This is a genomic window from Corynebacterium sp. UMB10321, assembly GCF_030228725.1.
Lineage (GTDB): Bacteria > Actinomycetota > Actinomycetes > Mycobacteriales > Mycobacteriaceae > Corynebacterium > Corynebacterium pseudogenitalium.
On record NZ_JASOZC010000002.1, the window covers coordinates 24922 to 46275 of the forward strand.

Here is a 21354-nt window from a genome sequence, read left to right on the forward strand (position 1 = left end):
ATACACACACGCCACCCCCGGAAGCAGGCCACCGCCTGCCGCCTGGCCAGGTTTGGCCCCTCATGCTTGCCCTGTTAACCGCCGTCTTCGCGTTCCAGCTGAACGCGTCCATGCTGGCGCCCGCGCTGGCGACGATGGAGCGTGAACTCGACGCCACCACTTCCCAGATCGGTTTGACGCAGACCGCGTTCTTTACCGCTGCGGCACTGTTTTCCCTGTTTATGCCGCGGTGGGGAGATTTAATTGGGCGTCGAAAAGTGCTGGTGGGCATGATGGTGGTCACCGCGATTGGCTCGGTGGTTGCGGCGCTGGCGGCGAATGTCACCATGCTGTTCATCGGGCGCGTCATTCAGGGCGTGTCGGGGCCGACGGTCGCGCTGACGTCCGTGATGCTGCGCCAGGAGGTGCGCGAAGAGAAACAGTTCGCGCTGCTGATTGGCATCTTGACCTCGATTAACGGTGGTATCGCGGGTATCGACGCCATCATGGGCGGCTGGCTCACAGCTGCCTTCGGCTTCCGCTCTCTGTTCTGGGTGATCGGCGTCTTCGCGGTCGTGGCGGTGTTTGCCGTGCACTTCGGCGTGCGTGAGACGAAGTCTGACGCCGGCTACGCCATGGACTGGAAGGGTGTGGTCCCGCTGGTCGTGGCCGTCGGCGCGATCCTGACCGCGCTGAACGAGGCTGGTGCGTTGGCCGCCGCGAACTGGTTCATGGTTATTGTTCTGCTCGCGGTCGGCGCGGTGGCGCTGGTGGTGTTCTGGCGCATCGAGTCCTCCACGGAGCACCCGCTGGTTGCCCCGCACCTGCTCAAGGAGCGGCGCACGTGGGCACTCTTGACGACGACCACCCTGACTATGACCGGCATTTTCGCCGTGATGAACGGCCTGGTCCCGAACCTTGCCCAGGACGAAACGTTTGGTCCGGGGATGTCGGCGGGCGTGGTGTCCTGGTGGACGCTGACCCCGTACGCGCTGGCTGGTCTGGTGTTTGGTCCGATCGCCGGGTTCTGTGCCGGGCGGGTGGGCTACAAGCTCATGCTGCAGATCGGTATCGCCGGTGCGTTCCTGTCGGTGGTCTTCGGCACGTTCGTGGTGTCTAACCCGACGAAGGGCTTGCTGTTGGCGCTGTCGGTTGCCGCTGGTGTGACCTACGCGGGTATCGCGAACATCATGCTCGGTTCGCTGCACGTGGTGCTGGCACCGAAGACGAACCAGGGATATCTGCCGGGCCTGAACGCGGGCGCGTTCAACCTGGGTGCCGGGATCTCCTTCACCGTGATCTTTGCGGTGGTGGCCACGTTCGCCGACCAGAACGGCGGCTACCGCGCCGGCATGATCGCGGGCGCAGTCCTGCTCATTGGCGCGTTCTGTACGTCGTTCCTCATCCCGCGCCCCGAATCGCTTCCGGACACGATCGCCGCAGAAGACGCGGCACGAAAGAAGGTGCAGTAAATGACAACCAAGATCATCCTCGACTGCGACCCAGGCCACGACGACGCCGTCGCCATCCTGCTCGCAGCTGGAAACCCAAACATTGAACTCCTTGGCGTGACCACCGTTGGTGGCAACCACACGCTGGAGAAGGTCACGCGTAACGCGGCGCAGGTGCTGACCGTGGCAAAGCTCACGGACGTTCCGCTGTACGCGGGTGCGACCCGGCCGATCCTGCGCGAGGTAGAAACCGCCGAGGGCATCCACGGCGACACCGGCATGGAAATCCACGGCTTCGAGCTTCCCGAGCCGGCGCTGTCGGTGCAGGAGACGCACGGTGTGCAGTTCATCATCGACACGATCATGAGCGAGCCCGCCGGGACCGTCACCCTGGTACCAACCGGCCCGTTGACTAACATCGCGCTTGCAGCCCGGCTGGAGCCGCGCATCGTCGAGCGCGTCAAGGAGGTCGTCCTGATGGGTGGGGCGTATGGCACCGGCAACTGGACGCCAAGCGCGGAGTTCAACATCATCGTCGACCCGGAAGCCGCCCACATCGTCTTCAACGAGAAGTGGCCCGTCGTCATGGTTGGCCTTGATCTGACGCACCAGGCACTGGCGACGAAAGAGGTCGAGGAGCAGTTCGCTGCGTTGGGCACGAACGTCGGCGACTTCGTAGTGGGGCTCTTCGGTGCGTTCCGCAAGAACTACCAGGACGCCCAGGGCTTTGATGACCCGCCAGTCCACGACCCATGCTGCGTCGCCTACCTCATCGACCCAACTGTGGTGGAGACGGTCAAGGTACCGGTGGACGTCGAGACGCAAGGGCTGCTCACCACCGGGCGCACCGTGGCCGACTTCCGCAGCCCCGCGCCCGCGGACTGCCACACCTCCGTGGCCACGAAGCTCGACGCCGAGCGGTTCTGGTCCATGGTGCTCGACGCAGTAAAGGCGCTGGGGTAGCAGCCAGGTAGCTCCTGACCCTCAAGTAGAGCTTCAGTAAACAGGGGGATCAACCAGTTGTTGAGGGTTGCCCGGTGTGTCTCGTGTCATGCAAAGTGATGCGAGAGGCCGTTGGGGAAGACGAACCTCGTCTCGCACGAAGATGCGCCCGCCTAGTCAGCGGGCGCGGAACCGGCTAGTCACCGGGCGCGTGCGCCGCACTGTCACACACAGAAGGGTCCCCACAAATGACAACAACTCTCGTTGCCCCGCGTACGTGGCGCTCTGTCTGCGCCGCGCCGACGACCTCCGTCATGAGCATCCAGGACATGCCCGCCGCAGCGCGTATGCGCGTCGAAGAGCTCCTGCTCATGCTCCCGGACGCGCCAGTCAACCAGGAAGCACTCTGGGACGACGCCTGGTTCACCCGCTGGCGTCGCGACGCCTCCGGCACCTACCAGTGCCGCGAAACTTTCCGCGCGACCCCGGACGTCACGCGCAGCTTCGCGGACGCGCTCGCGACGCTAGCCGCCGAGTACGGCTTCAGCGCCAGCATCGAAGCGGCAGGATAGGGCTAGCTGTACGCGCCGTCGCCGAAAGGATCGGTGATGACGTCCACAAGCTGGGCGACGGAATCGATCACCTTCGTTGGCCGGTACGGATAGCGGGCGATCTCGGCGTCATCCGAAATTCCCGTGCGCACCAGCAGCGTGCGCATGCCGGCCTCCAGGCCGGACTTCACGTCCGTATCCATCCGGTCACCAATCATTACCGTGTGCTCCGAGTGCGCGCCGATATTGTTCAGCGCCGAGCGCATCATCACCGGATTCGGCTTGCCCACGTAGTACGGCTCCATCCCAGTCACCGACGTAATCATCGCAGCCACCGCGCCCGTCGCCGGGAGAATGCCGTTCGGGCCGGGGCCCGTCAGGTCCGGGTTCGTGCCGATAAACCGGGCACCCTTCAAAATCAGGTTGCAGGCCGTCGTGATCGCCTCAAACGAATAGGTGCGCGTCTCGCCCAACACCACAAAGTCGGGGTCCTGGTCGGTCAGGATCCACCCGGCCTCGTGCAGCGCCGTGGTCATCCCGGCCTCACCAATCACGTAGGCCGAGCCCTCGCCGACCTGCTGCGACAGGAACGTCGCCGTGGCCGTGGCGGACGTCCAAATCCGCTCCGGCTCAATCTGCAAGCCCATCCGGACCAGCTTCGCCGAGAGGTCCCGCGGGGTTTGCATCGAATTGTTCGTCAGCACCATAAACGGAATCGATTCATCGTGCAGGCGCTGAATGAAGGCGTCCGCGCCGGGAATCATCTGCCCTTCCTTGTGCAGCACGCCGTCCATGTCGGTGAGATAGGAAATAGTCACGCTACGCTCCTTTGTAGTCCTCGTGCCCTTCAATGTAGGCGCTGAGCTCACCCAGCGTCGAGTGCTGCCGGTAGGTTTCCTCGTCAATCGGCACGCCAAGCTCTTGCTCGATGCGCACCGCAAGCTCAATACGATCTAACGACGCCACCCCGGCCCCATCCAGCGTGGTCTCCCGACTCAGGCCTTCAGTGTCCTCGCCGGTGACACGCTCAATGAGGCGCGTGAGCTGAGCGAACGCGGAGGCATCCTCGGTGTTCGCGGTGGGGTCGGAGGGGGCGGCGTCAAGCTTGAGAGCGCTTAAATCTAAGCGTTGTGAGAGTTCCATACCCACATAATAAGGTGGAAGCATGCTGCAAACAGTTGCCTACCTCCGATCGCTGACGCCGAAAGCGCGCCGACAGCTCGTGGAAACCCGCGAACTGTTGCACACTGGCGATGGCGAGTACGGGCTCAAGCCGGACCGCGAAGGCGTGCTCACCGTCGACGCCGGGGGAGAGCGCATCAACGTCCACTGGTACGAACTTGGCCCCGAGGATCCCGACGCCGTCACCGTCGTCTACGTCCACGGCTTCAACATCGCCGCCGAAGAGTTCTTCCTGCAAACCGAAGTGGTCGCAGGCCACGGGGTGCGCCAACTGCTGCTTGACCTGCGCGGGCACGGGCAGACCGGCAAAGTCGACCCCGAACTCTTAACTATCGACGCCGCCGCCGACGACGTCGCCGCCGTCATGCGTGAGCGCAACGTGCGCGGCCCCGTCATCGTGGTCGGGCACTCACTCGGCGGACCGATTTCGCTTTCGATGATGCGGCGCTACCACCACGAATTCAACCTCGCGGGCTCGGTGCAGATCTCCAGCGCGGTCGAACCCTTCACCGTCCAAGGCCTGCCGCAGATCCTGGCCGGGCCGATCGGGCGCTTCATCGAAGGCGTCGTCGCCGTGACCCCGCACTTCGCGGAAGGAGTGCGGCAAGTCGTCACCGACATGCTCACCCCGATCCTCGCACTCGGGTTCTACTTCCGGCCCATGAGCTACCAGCTGGTGCAGTTCCACGCCGCCATGATCCGCGAAACCCCGCTGGAAACCTACGCAGGCTACTTCGAGGATCTGCTGCACCACTCGGAACTCGACGCCGGCGAGGTGCTCAGCACCATCCCCGGCTACATCCTCGTCGGCGACCACGACGCCGTCACCCCAGTGTCCCAGAGCGCGAAACTCCACGAGATCTGGCCGCACGCCTACATGCAGGTGCTGCCCGAAAGCGGCCACATGCCGCCTCTCGACGCCCCTGGCGCCGTCAGCACCGCCATCAACCGACTCATCCAACGCATTACCGAAGACGTGAAGTAACCCATGAATTACAAATTGCTCGCCGTCACCACCGCCGCAACCTGCGCCATCGCGTGCGCCCCGCACGCGGTGGCTGCTGATGTGAAGGACGCTGACCGCTACCAGCCGAGCTTCCAAACTGAGCCCCGTTACGTACCGCTGGTCCCAGGTCAGCTCTACACAGAGAGCACCCGATTCACCCCGACCGGGGCGCCGGAGGGGACAACGTTCTGGGTCGCTGGCGGGGGTGAAACGCAAGGGGTGCCCATCGTCGCCACGATCGAAAACGACACGACTCTTGTCGTGCGCCTCCAGTTCTTCAACTGCGACCAAGTCGAAGCCGGGCAGCTCTACGCACCGAGTTGTACCACCGTCCAGCGCGGCGAAAACACCCGCAAACTCGACATCGGTGTGAAATACCCAGACGGGACTACGGAGTACATCAGCGTGCCGGTCTCGCTCGTTGCCGACCAGCGCCTGATCTACGAACCCGTCTACAAACCAGTCGAGGTCGCCCACGGCACATCATTCACAGTCACGCCGTTCAACCTTCGCGATCGCGTCGAGCTCCCAACCGACGCGAAGTTCGAGCTCATCGACCCACCTACCGGGTGGGACCTCTCCATCGACCCCGTCACCGGCACCGTCAGCGGCACCGCTACCGACGCCGCCCGCACCCCCTCGACCGTCGAGGTCCGCGCCACATTCGAAGACGGCACCGCCCGCACCGCTGACCTCCGGCTCAACCACGACGGCCCCAACCTACCAGCACCGGCGCAACCACAAACACCCCCAGCGGACTCGAACGGCTCCTCGGGTTCGAGGGCGCTCGTCATCACGCTAGGGGTGCTCTCTACGCTCGCGGTGGTCGGGGCGCTGTTCGCAGCGTTGGCGCCGAACATTCCGGCGCTCGCCCCGTACCTGCCGCGCTAGCCCTTAGGCTTCGGTTGGGTCGTCGATCTTCAGGTCCTTCGCGGCCTGCGCGGCAACATCTATCTCGATCTTGCCCTCGTTCGCCAGGCCCATCAGCGCCGCAACCACCATCGACTCGGCGTCAATGTTGAAGTAGCGGCGTGCCGACTCACGCGTATCCGAGAAACCGAACCCATCCGCGCCAAGCACCAAGTACTGGCCCGGCACGTACGGGCGGATCTGCTCCTGCAGGTCCGTGGCGAAGTCGGACGTCGCAACGTACGGGCCCTCCGTCTGCTTCAGCTGACGGGTCACGAACGCCTCGCCGACGTCCTCACCCGGGTGCAGCAGCTGCTCGTTGGCAACACGCGCACCGTCGCGCGCACACTCCACCCAGGACGTCACCGAGTACACCGAGGCGCCCACGTTGTAGTCCTCCTGCAGGATCTTCTGCGCGCGAAGCGCCTGCTGCATACCAATGCCGGAAGCAAGCAGCGACACGTTGTGCTCGTGCTTCTCGCCTTCGTCGAACAGGTAGATGCCCTTGTGCAGGCCCTCAACGTCGAGGTTCTCCGGGCGCGCCGGCTGGTGCGTCGGCTCGTTGTAGACGGTGATGTAGTACATCACGTCCTCGCCGTGGCCGTCGCCGTACATGCGCTCGATGCCCTTGGAAATCAGGTACGGCATCTCGTACGCAAAGGCAGGATCGTAGGTGACCACCGCCGGATTTGTCGACGCCAAAATCGGCGAATGACCATCCATATGCTGCAAGCCCTCACCAAACAGGGTGGTGCGTCCCGCAGTCGCGCCGATGATGAAACCGCGCGCCATCTGGTCGCCAGCGGCCCAGAAGTTGTCGCCCGTGCGCTGGAAACCGAACATCGAGTAGAAGATGTACATCGGGATCATCGGCTCGCCGTGCGTCGCATAGGACGTACCGGCCGCGATGAAGGACGCCGAGGAACCGTCCTCGTTGATGCCCTCGTGCAGGAGCTGGCCGTCCGTCGCCTCGCGGTAGGACAGCTGCAGGTCATGGTCCACTGGGACGTAGTTCTGGCCCTGCGGGTTGTAAATCTTCAGGGTAGGGAACCAGGAGTCCAGGCCGAACGTGCGCGCCTCATCCGGAATGATCGGCACCACTCGCTTCCCGATCTCCTTATCACGCATCAACGCCTTAAACGTACGCACCAGCGCCATCGTCGTGGCAACTTCCTGCTTACCCGAGTCCTTGAACATGGCCTTGTAAGCCTTCTCGAAGTCCTGCTGCTGCTCCAGCGGCGTGAACTTCACACGACGCTCCGGCAGGTACCCGCCGAGCTCCTCGCGGCGCTCCTTCAAATACTTGATCTCCGGAGCGTCCTCGCCCGGGTGGTAGTACGGCGGCAGGTACGGATCCTTCTCCAGCTCCTCGTCGCTGATCGGCACGCCCTGCTTGTCGCGGAAGCGCTTCAGGTCCTCCAGCGTGAGGTTCTTCATCTGGTGCGTCGCGTTACGACCCTCAAAGTTGTGGCCCAGGCCGTAGCCCTTAATCGTGTGCGCCAAAATGACCGTCGGCTTGCCCTTGGTCTCCAGCGCACGCTTGTACGCCGCATAGATCTTGCGGTAGTCGTGGCCGCCGCGGCGCAGCGCCCAGATCTCCTCATCCGACATGTCCTCGACCAGCTTCAGCGTCCGCTCGTCGCGGCCGAAGAAGTGCTCGCGCACAAACGCGCCATCATTGGCCTTAAACGTCTGGTAATCACCATCCGGAGTGGTATTCATGACGTGGACCAGCGCACCGTCCTTGTCCTTCTCCAGCAGCTCATCCCACTCGCGGCCCCACACAACCTTGATCACATTCCAGCCAGCGCCAATGAAGAAGGCCTCCAGCTCCTGGATGATCTGGCCGTTGCCGCGGACGGGGCCGTCGAGACGCTGCAAGTTGCAGTTGACCACGAAGGTCAAGTTATCCAGGCCGTACAGCGACGCCATGTGTAGTAGACCGCGCGACTCCGGCTCGTCCATCTCGCCGTCGCCGAGGAACGCCCACACGTGCTGCTGATCCGTGTCCTTAATACCGCGATCCTGCAAGTACTTGTTAAAGCGAGCCTGGTAAATGGCGTTCATTGGGCCCAAGCCCATCGACACCGTCGGGAACTCCCAGAAGTCCTTCATACCGTGTGGGTGCGGGTACGACGGCAGACCACCCTGCGGACGCGAATGCTCCTGACGGAAACCATCCAGATCATCCTCAGTCAGACGACCCTCCAGGAACGCACGCGCGTACATGCCCGGGGAAGCATGACCCTGGTAGAAAATCTGGTCGCCGCCCTGCTCAGCGTCCTTGCCGTGGAAGAAGTGATTAAAACCAACCTCATACAACGCCGCCGCCGACGCATACGAGGAAATATGGCCACCAACCTTCACACCCGGACGCTGCGCGCGGTGCACCATGATCGCCGCGTTCCAACGCATCCAACGGCGGTAACGCTTCTCAATCTGCTCATCGCCAGGGAACTCCGGCTCCATCTTCGTCGGAATCGTGTTCACGAAATCCGTCGACGACAACGCAGGCAAATCCACCCGCTTCGCCGACGCACGCTCCAACAGGCGCAGCATCAAAAATCGAGCACGCTCCGGCGTGGACTGGTCCAGAATCCCATCAAACGAGTCAATCCATTCTTGGGTCTCTTCCGGGTCCGTATCGTGCAGATACGAAGCGACACCCTCGCGGATCAACGGGATGTTGGAGTCATTATTGTGTTCAGCCAAGGAACGTCCTCCTAACGTTTCGGGCCTGTAACCAGCGAGGCACAGGCGGGAATGAAAACCTGCAAAACAGGATACGTGGTTTCAGCCAATTGCGTTGAACGTCACAAAACTCGAGGGCCCCCGACGGCCGTCGCATATTTGTCCGGTAATGTGTAACCCGCAGATGTACACTAAACGGCATATTTGCATACAACACTCATCTCATTGGGAGGAATAAGAACGTTGGGCGCCAACGGTGTCGATACATACGCTGACCGACTAGGGGTCAATCAAGGCGAAATCGTCCAAGAAATCGGCTGGGACGACGACGCCGACGCAACCATCTCCGAAGCGATCGAAGACCGCATCGGCGACCAACTCCTCGACGAAGACGCACAAGACCTCTGCGACATGATCCTGCTCTGGTACCGCGAAGACGACGGCGACCTTGTCGACGTCCTCGTCGATTGCTCCCGCAACCTCGACGACAACGCCCGCATCTGGCTCATGACCCCAGGCGCCTCCAAGCCCGGCGGTGTACAACCCGGCGTCATCTCCGAATCCGCCCAACTCGCCGGCCTGGTCCAAACCACCGCCGACCGCTTCGGCGAATGGCAAGGCTCCTGCCTCCGCTCCGCCGGTGTGCCAAAATAGGCGTTTACCTGCCCGTTTGTTGTTAATTTTGCGATCGGTAGAAGCTTTGTTAAAGTCTCTACCCAGCGCGCCGTTAGCTCAGCTGGAAGAGCAACTGGTTTACACCCAGTAGGTCGGCGGTTCGAGCCCGTCATGGCGCACCAGGTCAAAGGCCCTTTCCGAGGAATCGGGGAGGGCCTTTTTCGTTTTCGGGGGTATGTTTTGGCTTTCTGTTGGGCTGGCGCACCAAATTCGAGGTTTTCATTTGGAGGGATTGCGTTTCCCCAGGTCGGTGTTGTCCTGTGCTGGATTGTGGTGCACAGCTAACGTGCAGGAAGCCCTTTAGTTGCTCTCGCATTTCCGGGCTGGGTTAAAAGCGTGGGATTCAAGGAGCGCGACGCTGGTCGCTGAAAATCGACCCGGGCCGGGCGGGAAAGCGCGATCTGCATCGCGCCTTTCCAATCGAACGCTTTTCACATGGGTTTTAGGGGAAGTTCAGTCAGTTTCCAGCCCCATAGCCGCGTTGGACTTAGAAACTCCGCTGGGGTTGTTTTTGTTAGGCGTAGCTTGAAGCCATTCAAAGTCCACCAAGGTTTGTACTTCCTTTCGAGAATGGCCATAACATCTGCCTGTTGTGCTTGATTATGGATGCGTCGCCAGTGTCTGGCGGACAGTGGTTTGTCAGTCCACACTGGTTTATATGTGAGCGAAAGTGATTCTCCGAGACTGATCGCACAACCTACAACGATTTCTCCGCGTCCTTTACAACTCATTTCGCATATATGTCCTCGAAATCCATCTTTAGGAAAAATCAAATCAGTTCCTTTTTCAAGAGCAAATGTATCCCCAAAGACAACAGGACAAAATCCGTTGTTTCTTAGCAGCGCTGTTCCGTTATCAATTCGACGGAGCTCCAGCCGGGGGCGGGCAGTTCGCTCAATAAAACCGAGGGTAAAAGCCACTAGTAGGCCCGATATCAGGCCGGAGACTGTTCCGTTAGTAATTTCGTTTGCCCAGCCCATTGCGTTGACCTGTCCTTTCCATAATTGTGAACCTGGACGTAATAGCCCGGTTCATCCAACGCTTCTAGATGTTCTTGGCTATGTAATGAGTTCCATATTCTAAGGCTCAGCTATCTCAATTGCAGGAGGAGGACGGGAGGGGGCGAACTAAAGTCCGGGTCTGTTGGCAGCGGTGGCGTTTCCCCATGGCGTTGCTTGATCATGCCGGATTACGGTGCACAGCTAACGTTCAGGCCCTCCCGTTTTTTGTTCTGGCATCTTGGTGCCGGGTTAAAAGCGTGGGATTAATGGAGTGCGATGCTGGTCGCTGAAAATCGGCCAGGCTGGGCAGAAATGAGCGACCTGCATCGCACGCTTCTAACACCTCGACCGGAATGGAAACTGACTGGTAGCGCAGGAAAGTTCCCCGAAGATCGGTGAAACCGGGAGCGATCTTTGTGGACACCTGTCGCGACCTGGGAAGACGTGAGTGGTGGTCGACGGGAACCGGCCCAAAACGAAAAATAGTTCCCGGGCGTGGGAACTATTTCAGGTGGTGCGAGATCAGCGCACCAAATCCCGGTATTTCGGCTCGGAGGGCGTGTATTTTCCCAGGTCGCGGACTTTTCGCAAAGGAATGTGGTGCCCAGCGAACACCCAGCGAACACCTAGCGGGCGCAGAAACCCCTACAGCTCCGCCTCGATGGCGGTGAAGACGGCCTGCATGCTGGCCTGTGGCGTGCCGGGAACCACGTCGGCGAGGACGACGCCGATGCCCTGCGGGGACTGGAAGGTGACGGCTTCGGCGTCGAGGGGCATGAGGGCGCCGATGATGGCCAGCTCGGCATCGGCCACACCTAGGCGGCCAGCAGGACCAGCAGAACCGGCAGGAATATCGATGTCGGTGACGTCCCATTCGCCGACGCGCAGGCGGAGGGAGCCGGTTTCGATGTTGTCGGGGTCGGGGAAGACGGCGACTTCGCGCAGCTCGGCGCGCAGGGCTTTGGCGGCGAGGGCGATGTAGTCGAGGAGGTGGACGAAGACGTTGTCGGTTTGGGGGACGCTGTGGACGACGGAGTCGATGAGCGGGGCGTTGTGGGGTCCGCGCAGGCCGAGCAGCGTGGTCATCGGGGCTTCGCGGAAGGCGTCGAGGTCGTCGAGGATGGCGTCTTCGATGTCGGCGGGTTCGGCGGCGGCGTCGAGGTGGATGTTGGCGTCACCGAGCAGCGTGAGGCAGCGGGCGAGATGTTTGACGTCGCGTTGGGTGAGCTGGTGGGGCATTAGCGTTCTTCTTCCTTTTCGTATGATTTGGCCCAGGGGTTGCGCCGTTGGGTGCCGTAGCGGGACCGCGACTGAGCGGGAACAGCGGGAGCAGCGGGGGCAGCGGGGGCGGAGGCGGGAGCAACAGGCTCGGCAGGTTCGGAGGGGGCGTCGAGAAGCTCGGCTTGTTCCTCTTTGAAGCGGCGGCGTTCGCGCGTTTCGGCCCAGATGAAGTAGATGAGGCCGGCGGGCGCCATGATGCCGAAGGCGATCCACTGCAGTCCGTAGGAGAGGTGGTTGCCGGTCTCGAGCATGGGCAGCGGGATGGCGGTGAGGACGCCGGGGGAGTCGCTCAGGAGTTGGACGTAGGGGCTGGCCAGGGCGGTGTCGGTGAGTTCGCCGACTTGACCTGGGCTGATGGAGTAGACCATGGTGTAGCCCTGGTCGTTGAGGGGTGCGGAGGGGTGTACGCCTTCGTCGACGCGCATCATGCCGGAGATGGTTTGTTCGCCGGTGGGTGGGGCGTCGATGTCGGGGACTTGGGTGGAGCCGATGGCGGGGACCCATCCGCGGTTGACGAGCACGCTTTGTCCGTTGTCCAGGTGGAATGGGGTAAGTACTTGGAAGGAGGGGGTGCGGTCGATGGGACGCAGTCGCAGCAGCACATCGCTGTCTTGGGCGTAGGTGCCAGTTGCGGTGATGCGGGTCCATTCGGCGCCGGGGGAGAGTTCGCCCTGCTTGTCGACGACCTCTCCGATCGGCACCGGGTCATGCTCGAAGGCGGTCTTGATGTGGTCGTTGCGCTCCACGAGCGCTTCGTTCTTGTGGAGCTGCCAGGGCGCCAGCAGGGTGAACGCGAAGTAGGAGAACAGCACGATCAGGATGGCGACGATGACCCACCCGGGGGTCAGAAACGTTTTCCACCATGGTTGTGCACCTGTTTCAGGTTGCATTGTTGCTCCCGCTTTCACAGATCCCGTACTTTCTCCGGCTAGTCTAGCTGCGCTTTGACCCAGCTGATAATACCTGGGGCGGCGGCTTCGATTTGTTCGCGTGTGGTTTGGAAGCCGTCGGCGCCGCCGTAGTAGGGGTCTTCGACGCCGGCGCCTTCGGGGGCGGCTGGGTCGAAGGAGCGCAGGAGGCGGATGCGGGATTCGGGGACGCCGCGGGCGATGAGTTCGGAGACGTGGTTGGTGTCGAGTGCGACGATGAGGTCGGCGTCGATTTGGTTGGCGCCGAACTGTTGGGCGCGGTGGCGGGTGCCGTCGTAGCCGTGGTCGGCAAGTTCGGCGACGGCGCGTGGGTCAGCAGGTCCGCCGACGTGCCAGCCGCCGATGCCGGAGGAGGTGACGCGGACGTTGTTGGCGAGGCCGGCGTCGGCAAGTTTGGCGGCGATGATCACTTCCGCCATGGGTGAGCGGCAGATGTTGCCGGTGCACACGAAATCAATATGCATAGAGGATCTCCTTGAGCTCGGTTGCGGTTTGTGCGGTGTGGGTGGCCTGTGCCCACTCCTCGGTGTCGCCGTAGCCCCAGGTCACGGCGACGGACGGGATGTCGAAGTGGGCGGCACCCGTGAAGTCGTGGGTGCGGTCGCCGACCATGATGGGGCGCTTTGGTGCGAAGGTGTCGTGGACGTACTCCAGCACCGCGATCTTGGTGCTGCGGCCGCGCTCGTGGTCGGCGGCGCCGAGGAAGTCCAGGTGCGGCCAGATGCCCGCGCGCTGCAGCGCAAGGGTGGCGAAGGTTTCGCTTTTGGACGTCGCCGTGCCCACCCGGAACCCATCCCGGTCAAGCTGGGCGATGAGTTCGGCCATGCCGTCGAAGACGGTGAACTGCTGCCACCCGTTGGTGCTCATGAAGTCGGAGTAGACCTGCATTGCGGCGTCGACTTGCGCGGGCGTGCACCCGGCCTTCTCGTAGGACTCGCGCATCGGCGGCCCCGGGATCTTCGCGATGAACGCTTCATCAGGCGTTGCGACGTCGATGGCGGCGAGCCCCCGCAGGAAGCCTTCACGGATTCCTGGGAAGGAGTCGAGGATGGTGCCGTCGACGTCAAAGAGCACGGTCGGGCGGTTTGTTTGGAGCGTCACGCCCACCAGCATTCCAGGTTTGTAGGCTAGTTGCCATGACGACGAAGACTGTAGGAGACATTGTCGCGGCACTCGAGGCCGCCTACCCGCCTGAACTCGCCGAAAGCTGGGACCAGGTCGGCCTGATTTGCGGCGACCCGGACGAGCCCGTGCACAAGGTGGCGTTTGCCCTGGACTGCACGATGAGCGTGGTGGAGCGCGCGCTGGAGGAAGGCGCGGACATGCTGGTGGTTCACCACCCGCTGCTGCTGCGCGGGGTGCACTCGGTTGCGGCCAATACACCGAAGGGCAAGGTCGTGCACACACTCATCCGCGGCGGTTGCGCGTTGTTCGCGGCGCATACGAACGCGGACTCGGCGCGCCCGGGGGTCAATGACAAGTTGGCGGAGCTCGTCGGGATTCGGCCCGGTAGGCCGATTCGCCCGGTGGGGGATGTGGACGTCGATACGCCGGGGGCACTCGAGCGAGCCACCGGCCTTGGGCGAGTGGGCACCTTGCCTGAGCCGATGACCCTGCGCGAGTTCACCCAGCGCGTGGCCGACGCCCTGCCTGAGACTGTGTGGGGCGTGCGCGCCGCAGGCGACCCGGAGCAGATGGTGCGCACCGTTGCCGTCTCCTCCGGCTCGGGCGACAGCTTCCTCGACGACGCCAGGGCGCTCGGTGTCGACGTCTACGTCACCTCGGACCTGCGCCACCACCCAGTCGACGAGCACCTGCGTGCGGGCGGGCCCGCCGTGATCGATACTGCGCACTGGGCGAGTGAATTTCCGTGGACGCAGCAGGCAGAGGGTATCGTGAACCCGCTAGGCGTGGAAACGTGCATCATCCCGGTGCGCACGGACCCGTGGACCGTTTCCGCCCACCCGAATCAAGCCAAGTAAAGGAGCAGTGCTTCCCCGTGAAACTTGCCGTAGAACTCCAGCAGGTACTACTGAATCTTGCCAAGGCTGACCGCCAGGCCGCCCACCCCGAGGCCACGAGCGAGGAGGAAAAGGAGCTGCAGCGCCTCACCGCGGAGCTCGAGCGCATGCGCGGCGCGGCGTCTGCGGCGCAGCTCGCCGTCGACGACATGGAGCTGGAGATCCTGCGCATCCAGGAAGACGAGCGCAAGCTCAAGCGCCGCGACCTGGACAACAAGCGCATGCTCGGCGCGGAGACAGACGAGGAGCGCCGCAAGGACCTGCAACACGATCGTTACACCACGAAGTCGCGTATCGCGGATTTGCAGTACGAGCTGAAGGAGGCCCACAACGAGATCGCGGCGCTGCGCAACAACCGCGACAACCATGGGGCTCGCTTGGACGGGCTCGAGCGCAAGGTCGAGGCCGCGCAGCGCGCCGTGGACGCTCTCCCGGCACCCGAGCGCGTGGACACCGAAGCGCTGCGCAACCAGCTGCCCGCGGACGTCCTCGAGGCCTACGACGAAATCGGCGCCGCAGCGTTCAACGGCCGCACCTGCAACGGCTGCTTCATCGCGCTGCCCGCCACCGAGCGCAACCAGGTCAACGCCACCCCGGCCGACGAGGTCCCGATGTGCCCGAACTGCGGCACGCTGCTGGTACGCACCCAGGTACAGGAGTAGGCGCATGAAGGTAGCCATGTTTTGCGACGGCGGCTCCCGCGGCAACCCCGGCGTGGCCGGAAGCGGTGCCGTCGTCTACGGCCCGGACGGGGAGACGCTGGCGGAAGTGGTCTACGCGGTGGGCAAGAAGTCCACGAACAACGTGGCCGAGTACCACGGACTCATCGAGGGTTTGAAGGCCGCCATCGACGCCGGCGCCGACGAAGTCGCCGTGTCCATGGACTCCAAACTTGTGGTCGAGCAGATGAACGGGCGCTGGAAGATCAAGCACCCCGACATGCAGCAGCTCGCACTGGAGGCGAAGCAGCTTGCACGCACGTGCACAAAGGTGACGTACACGTGGGTGCCGCGCGCCAAGAACAAGAAGGCCGACGAGCTGTCCAACGTAGCCATGGACGCCGCCGCGAAGGGCAAAAAGGGCCTCATCGCGCACGAGGCGCCTGCGCAAGCACCGAAGCAGGCGGCCAAGCAGGTTGCCCCGGCGGCACCAAAAGAGGCGCAGCCCCACGAGACCGCCAGCCCCGGCCACTGGTCCGGCACCGACGCCCCACGCACCCGCTTCGTGCTGCTGCGCCACGGCCAAACCGAACACTCCGCCCGCCGCGTCTACAGCGGGCAAGCCAACCCGCCGCTCACCGAAATCGGGCAGGCGCAGGCGCGCCGGGCCGCGGCCGCGCTTGCGGAGATGGGGCACATCGACGTGATCGTTGCCTCACCGCAGGCGCGTGCCCAGCAAACCGCGCAGGCCTGCGCGGACGCGCTCGGGATTGCGCACGAGGACATCGTCACCGAGGAGGGCTTCCGCGAGGTGGACTTCGGTGACTTTGAGGCGCTCAGCAGGCAGGACGCGCAGCAGCGCTACCCCGAGGAGTTCGAGGCGTGGCAGGCCTCCGCCGCCACCGCGCCGCCGAACGGGGAGTCGCTGGCATCGCTGCACCGCCGCGTCACGCGTGCCCGGCTGCGCGTCCAGGAACGCTACGAAGGCAAAACCATCCTCTTGGTGGCGCACACCACGCCGATCAAGTCGGTGATCCGCCAGGGGCTGAACGTGAGCGCCGAGGTGTTCAAGCACCTGTTTCTGGACTTGGCGTCGATTTCTGTGGTGGAGTTCTACGGGGAGATGGGCGTGGTGCGCTGCGTCAACGACGTCGCCCACCACCGAAAATAAAGCGCACCGGCCGCTGTGTTGTAGAGTGGCACAGTGCGAATGAGCCGGCCGGGCGACCGCGTCGCCCCGAACCGCCACACGCGTTGTGGCTGGCGGGGACCGAGGAAAGTCCGGACTCCACAGGGCACGGTGGTTGCTAACAGCAACCCGGAGCGATCCGCGGGCAAGTGCAACAGAAAGTACACCGCCAACCCAGGCAACTGGGTGGGTAAGGGTGAAAGGGTGCGGTAAGAGCGCACCGGCATGCACAGTGATGTGCGTGGCCAGGTAAACCCCACCGGGAGCAAGGCAAGAACCGCAGCCGCAAGGCTGGGGTCGTCGGACGTGATGAGGCTGCCCGCCCAGTCCGAAGGTAGCTGCTTGATGCGCCCAGCGATGGGACGCACAGATGGATGGTTGCCGCCCGCGCCTACGGGCGTGGGTACAGAATCCGGCTTATAGGCTGGCTCATTCGCCTTACACTTCGATCCTGCCAACCTCACCCGTCGTGACCGGGATGACCAGCAGGTTCTCCTGCATCCGGGAGGCAAAGTTTTCGGCTTTCGACGCCGGCACCAGCGCCAGCACCGACTGGGAGACTCCAGGTGCGGCTGGTCTAGCGACGCTCGCTCCGCACTCGCACGCAAGCTGGCTCAGCAGCGCCGGGGTCGCCAGGGCCTCATCGGCGGCGTCACCCGCGTGGGGGTGCAGCGCGTTGACCAGCGCATCGATCTGCTGCGAGCGCAACGCCTGCGCCGCACCCAGTGCGCGTGCCGTTTCGTCCTCACAGCGCTGCAGCACTGCGCGTGCGCGCTGTGGATCCGGTGCGGAACTATCGCCAACGGTGTGGCGGGCCTCCACCCACTGGACCACGCGCGCGGTCGCGTCCGGTAGTTGGCGCAGCGAGGCCACGCCGAAGTTTGCAGCTGCCGTCTCGATGAACTCCTGGCGCCGCCGCATCGACTCCGCGAACGCGTCTGGCTGCGCAGCCTGCTCCTTGGCCACCACGAACATTCGCAGGCCAAGGCGCTCCGGGTGGGTGATCTGCGTGACCGAGCCGTCTGCCTGTTCCACAAGGTTCAGCGTGGTGCCGTGGCCGCGAAGCGCCGCGGTGTAGCGCGCCTTCAGCGGGCTGGACGTGGCGTACGCGGTGGCGGACTGTGCGCAGACCTCCGCAAGCTTCGTGCGCAGGGGAGGGGCGTCGATATCGTCGTGGGCGCCGGCGCACGCCAGGGTGATGGCGGCTTCTGCCGCGGCAATCTCGCCGAGGCCAACACCGTGCGGGACGTGAGAGACCACTGAGATGTCCATTCCCGTGGTCTCGCGGGAGAGGACCTGGCGGTGGATCAGCGTATGGATCAACCCGGTAATCCGGTGCGCGAGCTGCGCTTCCTCGGTGCCCGCGGTGGGCGCGTTGAGCGCCGCCAGGGTGGTGGTCGCGGCGAGGACCTGGCCGTCGACACGCGTGAACTGGAGCGAAATAACATCGTCCGACCTGCGGCTCACCGCGGCACACACCCGCTGCGGGCCAAGCCCGATGATGCTCGCCCCGCCATAACTATCGACGCCATCACCAGCCACCACCACGGTTGCCGGCGCGGACGCCACATGGTCGGGGGCGCAGCCAGCGTGGTGGGCATGCGCAGCACGCATCTCCTGTTGGACATTCATAGGGCACAACCATACCCGCGGCGCTAAGGTGGGCGCCATGAACGGAAACTTCTACTACAACCCGACCACCGGCGAGATCACCGAGGGCAAAGAACAGTCCTGGGAAAACCGCATGGGCCCCTACAAGACGCGCGAGGAAGCCGAGGATGCGCTGCGCATCGCGGCCGCGCGTAACCAGCAGGCGGACGCGGAGGACGCCGCCGAGGACAACTGGGGTACCCCACCTTCCTGGGAGAAGTAGCCCCTACTGCACGTACAGGGCTTACAGGGCTTTCTGCGCCGCCTTCTTTACTTCGCGGATCGCGCCGAAGTAGCCGCGCAGTGCCTTTTCACCGTCGCGGAGTTCGCGTTGGAAGCACATGCCGTAGGCGAACACGTCCTCGTCGCGCTGGCGCGCCAGCTTCGCAAGCACCAGCAGCTCCTCGCGCGAGGTCGCGCAGTCCTGGAAATCACCCAGCATCGATTGCAGGCGCTTGCAGGCCTTGATAAGGCGCTTGAACTTCGGGTCGCCGGTGGCTGCCGCTGCGTAGCGCAGCCGCTTGGCTGCCTTGCGCACGTCGTGCACGTAGGCCTCGCGCTTCGCGCGCGGCAGTGACGTGTCGTGGTAGCGGTCGTCGACCTTGGCGTGGCGCTTCATCAGCTTCTTATATGCCTTGCGCACGTGGCGGGCCAGGGCTTCGTCGCTGTCCTTGATGCCCTCGCGCACCTGGGGAGGGTTTGCGATGAGTTCATCGATGGCGTCGAGAAGGTTGAGGTAGGCGTCGCTGTTGCACATGTTGACGATGTTGCGGTGCGCGAGCTTGTACACGCTGTGCATATCCTCGCGCAGGTGGGCTGCGGCAGCATCATCCATGCAGCCGGAGTCGTCAGTGTCGAGCAGCTGCAACCACCGGGCGTGCACCACCTCAGCGTCTCTCGCCACCCCGAGCACGCCCGCGACGTGCTTGAGTTCCTTCTCGATCTTCGAAAACGCATCGCCCTGCACGAGCCCGTCGAAGGTGCGCAGGATGGAGCGCAGCTCCCGGATTGCCACTCGCTGCTGGTGCACCGAGTCCCACTGGTCGGCGCGTACGGCGCGGTCGCCGTGGACGATGGTGTCGCGAAGCGTGCGTACGGAAATTAACAGAGAATGCAGCGGGGAATCCGCGGGCAGGTGCGCCTCGGTGAGGTGCGGAGGCAGCGGAGCTTTCGCCAACGAGTCCCCGAGCGCGGACGTCAGCTTCGACGGCGAGGAGGACGGGCGAGCGCCGGAGGAGAGCAGGTAGCGCTCCGCCTGGCGCAGCAGGGACGCACCTGCGTTGGTACCCGCGACCTGCTCCGTGAGTTCGAGTTCCCACTCGCGCCAAGTGGTGTGCGAACCCCCTGGTAGCAGCGAGCGGGCGGAGACGTGGTCGTCGCAAAACTCGGCGACGGGCTGGCCTTCCTCGTCGGCGAGGATGGTTTCCACGCGGTGGTTGTCCACCTGGGCAATGGGCTGCAGCGGGTGGCGGCGCACGATGGCGCGGACGGCGTCGACAAGCTCCTGCGGGACCGTGTGCGGGTCCTGCAGTGGGCAGCGTAGCTCGGTGCGGCCTTGACCTGCCGGAATCTTCATGTGCCAGCCGTCGTCCGGGCCTCCCGTGCGGCGGCGCAGCGTGATCTTCTCGCGCGTCAGGCGCAGGTCAGCCGTGTCGTAGTAGATTGCGGAGAGCTGCTGGTGGCTCGTGCCCGCGAGCGCGGACACCCCCGGCAGCTGCCGCATGTCGGGGACGGCGGTGGAGTCGTCGACAGCTAACTTGATCTCAATTTCTACGTACTCATGTGGTGCAGCCACGGCGAAGCCCTACTTTCAACACGAAGCATGTGCGGTCACCGCAAAGTCTAACGCGTTCGCCCACTTTCGCGGCGGCATGAGCGCAGGCGCAGTAGGGTACAACACTATGGACACGCAACAGGAAAACGTACTTCGCATGGTTGAACAGCGCGACATCGCGTTCATCCGCCTGTGGTTCACTGACATTTTCGGATCCCTGAAAACCGTCATGATGAGCCCCGCCGAACTTGAGGCCGCCTTCGACGAGGGCGTGGGCTTCGACGGCTCCTCCATCGAGGGCTTCTCCCGCATCTCCGAGTCCGACACCTTGTTGCGCCCGGACCCCTCCACCTTCCAGCCGCTGCCGTTCGACGAAGGCACCGGCCTGCAGACCGCCCGCATGTTCTGCGACATCACCATGCCGGACGGCGACCCGCTCTACGCCGACCCGCGCCAGGTACTGCGCCGCCAGATGACGCACGCGCGTGAGCTCGGCTTCGAGTTCAACGCCAGCCCCGAGATCGAGTACTACGTGCTCAAGCAGAACATGCCTGGGGAGGACCCGGTGCCGGCGGACAAGGGCGGCTACTTCGACCAGGCGAAGCGCAACGAGGCGCCGAAGTTGCGCCGCCAGGCGATCGCCGCGTTGGAGTACATGGGCATTGTCACTGAGTTTTCCCACCACGAGGCCAGCGCCGGCCAGCAGGAGATCGACCTGCGGCACACCGACGCGCTGACCATGGCCGATAACGTGGTCACCTTCCGCTACATCGTGAAGACTGTCGCGGAAGCCAATGGCGTGCACGCCACGTTCATGCCGAAGCCGTTCGCGGACATGGATGGTTCCGCGATGCACACCCACTTCTCGCTGTGGGAGGGGGAGACCAACGCCTTCCACGACCCGGACGATGAGATTTCGCTGTCTAAGACGGGCCGCCAGTTCATCGCGGGCATCATCGAGCACGCCAACGAGATCTCCGCGGTGACGAACCAGTGGGTCAACTCGTATAAGCGCCTCCAGTTCGGCTCCGAGGCGCCGACCGCGGCGACGTGGGGCGTTTCCAACCGCTCCGCGATGGTGCGCGTGCCCACCTACCGCCTGCACAAGGCGGACTCGCGCCGCATCGAGGTCCGCTCGTTGGACTCCGCCTGCAACCCTTACCTTGCGTACGCGGCGGTGCTGGCAGCGGGCTTGCGCGGCATCGAGGGCGAGTATGAGCTCGACGAGCCAAGCCGCGACGACGTATTCGCGCTGACTCGCCGGGAGCGCCGCGCGATGGGGTACCGCGACCTGCCGAACTCGCTCGACCAGGCGCTGCGCCACCTGGAGCGCTCCGAGTTTATGGCGGAAGTGCTCGGGGAGCAGGTCTTCGAGTTCTTCCTGCGTTCGAAGTGGGACGAGTACCACGCCTACACCTCCCAGATCACCCCGTGGGAGATCGAAAGCGGCATCGACCTTTAAGG

General features: G+C 63.9%; 21 protein-coding genes, 1 tRNA gene and 1 other RNA gene. 13 read left to right on the forward strand and 10 right to left on the reverse strand.

All coding sequences use genetic code 11. From position 1 onward, the window contains the following. Positions 1-62: 62 nt before the first annotated feature. The 3 genes from QP752_RS03100 (at position 63) to QP752_RS03110 (ending at position 2944) form a co-directional block, all read left to right on the forward strand. Entirely contained in the window at positions 63-1451 is a 1389-nt protein-coding gene (locus QP752_RS03100) for an MFS transporter (RefSeq protein WP_246814909.1), read from the forward strand. Continuing rightward, on the forward strand, positions 1452-2393 hold the full coding sequence (locus QP752_RS03105; RefSeq protein WP_256005272.1) for a nucleoside hydrolase: 942 nt from the start codon (positions 1452-1454) through the stop codon (positions 2391-2393). A 227-nt stretch (positions 2394-2620) separates the two neighbouring features. After that, complete coding sequence (locus QP752_RS03110) at positions 2621-2944, forward strand: hypothetical protein (protein WP_070477953.1); 324 nt, start codon at positions 2621-2623, stop codon at positions 2942-2944. A 2-nt stretch (positions 2945-2946) separates the two neighbouring features. Here QP752_RS03110 and QP752_RS03115 read toward each other — a convergent pair whose 3' ends face one another. Together QP752_RS03115 and QP752_RS03120 are read right to left on the reverse strand one after the other, a co-directional pair. Continuing rightward, the gene (locus QP752_RS03115; protein WP_255365820.1) at positions 2947-3741 is read right to left on the reverse strand and encodes an HAD-IIA family hydrolase; all 795 of its coding nucleotides are present in this window, start codon (positions 3739-3741) and stop codon (positions 2947-2949) included. 1 nt (position 3742) lies between these two features. After that, entirely contained in the window at positions 3743-4066 is a 324-nt protein-coding gene (locus QP752_RS03120; protein WP_256005270.1) for an acyl carrier protein, read from the reverse strand. A gap of 22 nt (positions 4067-4088) precedes the next feature. On the opposite strand from QP752_RS03120, the gene QP752_RS03125 reads away from it, so the two are divergent. After that, complete coding sequence (locus QP752_RS03125) at positions 4089-5090, forward strand: alpha/beta fold hydrolase (protein ID WP_284804380.1); 1002 nt, start codon at positions 4089-4091, stop codon at positions 5088-5090. Positions 5091-5093: 3 nt separating this feature from the next. Beyond that, positions 5094-6002, forward strand: coding sequence for a Rib/alpha-like domain-containing protein (locus tag QP752_RS03130; RefSeq protein WP_284804381.1), 909 nt, complete (start codon positions 5094-5096; stop codon positions 6000-6002). A 3-nt stretch (positions 6003-6005) separates the two neighbouring features. On the opposite strand, the gene aceE is transcribed toward QP752_RS03130, so the two are convergent. Further along, a complete protein-coding gene (gene aceE / locus QP752_RS03135) occupies positions 6006-8732 on the reverse strand; it encodes a pyruvate dehydrogenase (acetyl-transferring), homodimeric type (protein WP_256020927.1) in 2727 nt (908 codons plus the stop codon). 222 nt (positions 8733-8954) lie between these two features. On the opposite strand from aceE, the gene QP752_RS03140 reads away from it, so the two are divergent. Then, positions 8955-9365 (forward strand): DUF3052 domain-containing protein, encoded by a 411-nt coding sequence (locus QP752_RS03140; protein WP_083290848.1) that lies wholly within the window; start codon positions 8955-8957, stop codon positions 9363-9365. Positions 9366-9432: 67 nt separating this feature from the next. Further along, a tRNA-Val gene (locus QP752_RS03145) sits at positions 9433-9508 on the forward strand. A 309-nt stretch (positions 9509-9817) separates the two neighbouring features. Here QP752_RS03145 and QP752_RS03150 read toward each other — a convergent pair. The 5 genes from QP752_RS03150 to QP752_RS03170 form a co-directional block, all read right to left on the reverse strand. Continuing rightward, positions 9818-10366 (reverse strand): hypothetical protein, encoded by a 549-nt coding sequence (locus QP752_RS03150; RefSeq protein ID WP_141742189.1) that lies wholly within the window; start codon positions 10364-10366, stop codon positions 9818-9820. Between the two features lie 666 nt (positions 10367-11032). Then, positions 11033-11626 (reverse strand): hypothetical protein, encoded by a 594-nt coding sequence (locus QP752_RS03155; protein WP_070477943.1) that lies wholly within the window; start codon positions 11624-11626, stop codon positions 11033-11035. Continuing rightward, positions 11626-12558: an SURF1 family protein gene (locus QP752_RS03160; RefSeq protein WP_284804387.1), complete on the reverse strand. Its 933-nt coding sequence runs from the start codon at positions 12556-12558 to the stop codon at positions 11626-11628. Before QP752_RS03160 ends, QP752_RS03155 begins: the two co-directional genes overlap by 1 nt. A gap of 38 nt (positions 12559-12596) precedes the next feature. Then, positions 12597-13061 carry a low molecular weight protein-tyrosine-phosphatase gene (locus QP752_RS03165; RefSeq protein ID WP_284804389.1) on the reverse strand — a complete coding sequence of 155 codons (465 nt, stop codon included), beginning with the start codon at positions 13059-13061 and terminating at the stop codon, positions 12597-12599. Continuing rightward, positions 13051-13698: an HAD hydrolase-like protein gene (locus tag QP752_RS03170; RefSeq protein ID WP_284804391.1), complete on the reverse strand. Its 648-nt coding sequence runs from the start codon at positions 13696-13698 to the stop codon at positions 13051-13053. The genes QP752_RS03165 and QP752_RS03170 overlap by 11 nt, the downstream gene beginning before the upstream one ends. Before the next feature lie 35 nt (positions 13699-13733). Here QP752_RS03170 and QP752_RS03175 point away from each other — a divergent pair, with 35 nt between their 5' ends. From QP752_RS03175 to rnpB, 4 genes are all read left to right on the forward strand, one after another. After that, a complete protein-coding gene (locus QP752_RS03175; protein ID WP_070362158.1) occupies positions 13734-14579 on the forward strand; it encodes a Nif3-like dinuclear metal center hexameric protein in 846 nt (281 codons plus the stop codon). A gap of 17 nt (positions 14580-14596) precedes the next feature. Beyond that, the gene (locus QP752_RS03180) at positions 14597-15280 is read left to right on the forward strand and encodes a zinc ribbon domain-containing protein (RefSeq protein ID WP_284804394.1); all 684 of its coding nucleotides are present in this window, start codon (positions 14597-14599) and stop codon (positions 15278-15280) included. 4 nt (positions 15281-15284) lie between these two features. Next, positions 15285-16448, forward strand: coding sequence for a bifunctional RNase H/acid phosphatase (locus tag QP752_RS03185; RefSeq protein ID WP_252932136.1), 1164 nt, complete (start codon positions 15285-15287; stop codon positions 16446-16448). A 40-nt stretch (positions 16449-16488) separates the two neighbouring features. After that, an RNA gene (rnpB, locus tag QP752_RS03190) (RNase P RNA component class A) lies at positions 16489-16902 on the forward strand. Positions 16903-16904: 2 nt separating this feature from the next. On the opposite strand, the gene QP752_RS03195 is transcribed toward rnpB, so the two are convergent. Beyond that, positions 16905-18098: a galactokinase gene (locus QP752_RS03195; RefSeq protein ID WP_284804397.1), complete on the reverse strand. Its 1194-nt coding sequence runs from the start codon at positions 18096-18098 to the stop codon at positions 16905-16907. Between the two features lie 37 nt (positions 18099-18135). On the opposite strand from QP752_RS03195, the gene QP752_RS03200 reads away from it, so the two are divergent. After that, positions 18136-18339 carry a hypothetical protein gene (locus QP752_RS03200; protein WP_284804399.1) on the forward strand — a complete coding sequence of 68 codons (204 nt, stop codon included), beginning with the start codon at positions 18136-18138 and terminating at the stop codon, positions 18337-18339. Between the two features lie 21 nt (positions 18340-18360). On the opposite strand, the gene QP752_RS03205 is transcribed toward QP752_RS03200, so the two are convergent. Further along, entirely contained in the window at positions 18361-19911 is a 1551-nt protein-coding gene (locus tag QP752_RS03205; protein ID WP_284804401.1) for a CYTH and CHAD domain-containing protein, read from the reverse strand. 106 nt (positions 19912-20017) lie between these two features. On the opposite strand from QP752_RS03205, the gene glnA reads away from it, so the two are divergent. Beyond that, positions 20018-21352, forward strand: a complete 1335-nt coding sequence (gene glnA, locus QP752_RS03210; RefSeq protein WP_070363460.1) for a type I glutamate--ammonia ligase — start codon at positions 20018-20020, stop codon at positions 21350-21352. The last annotated feature ends 2 nt before the right edge of the window (positions 21353-21354 follow it).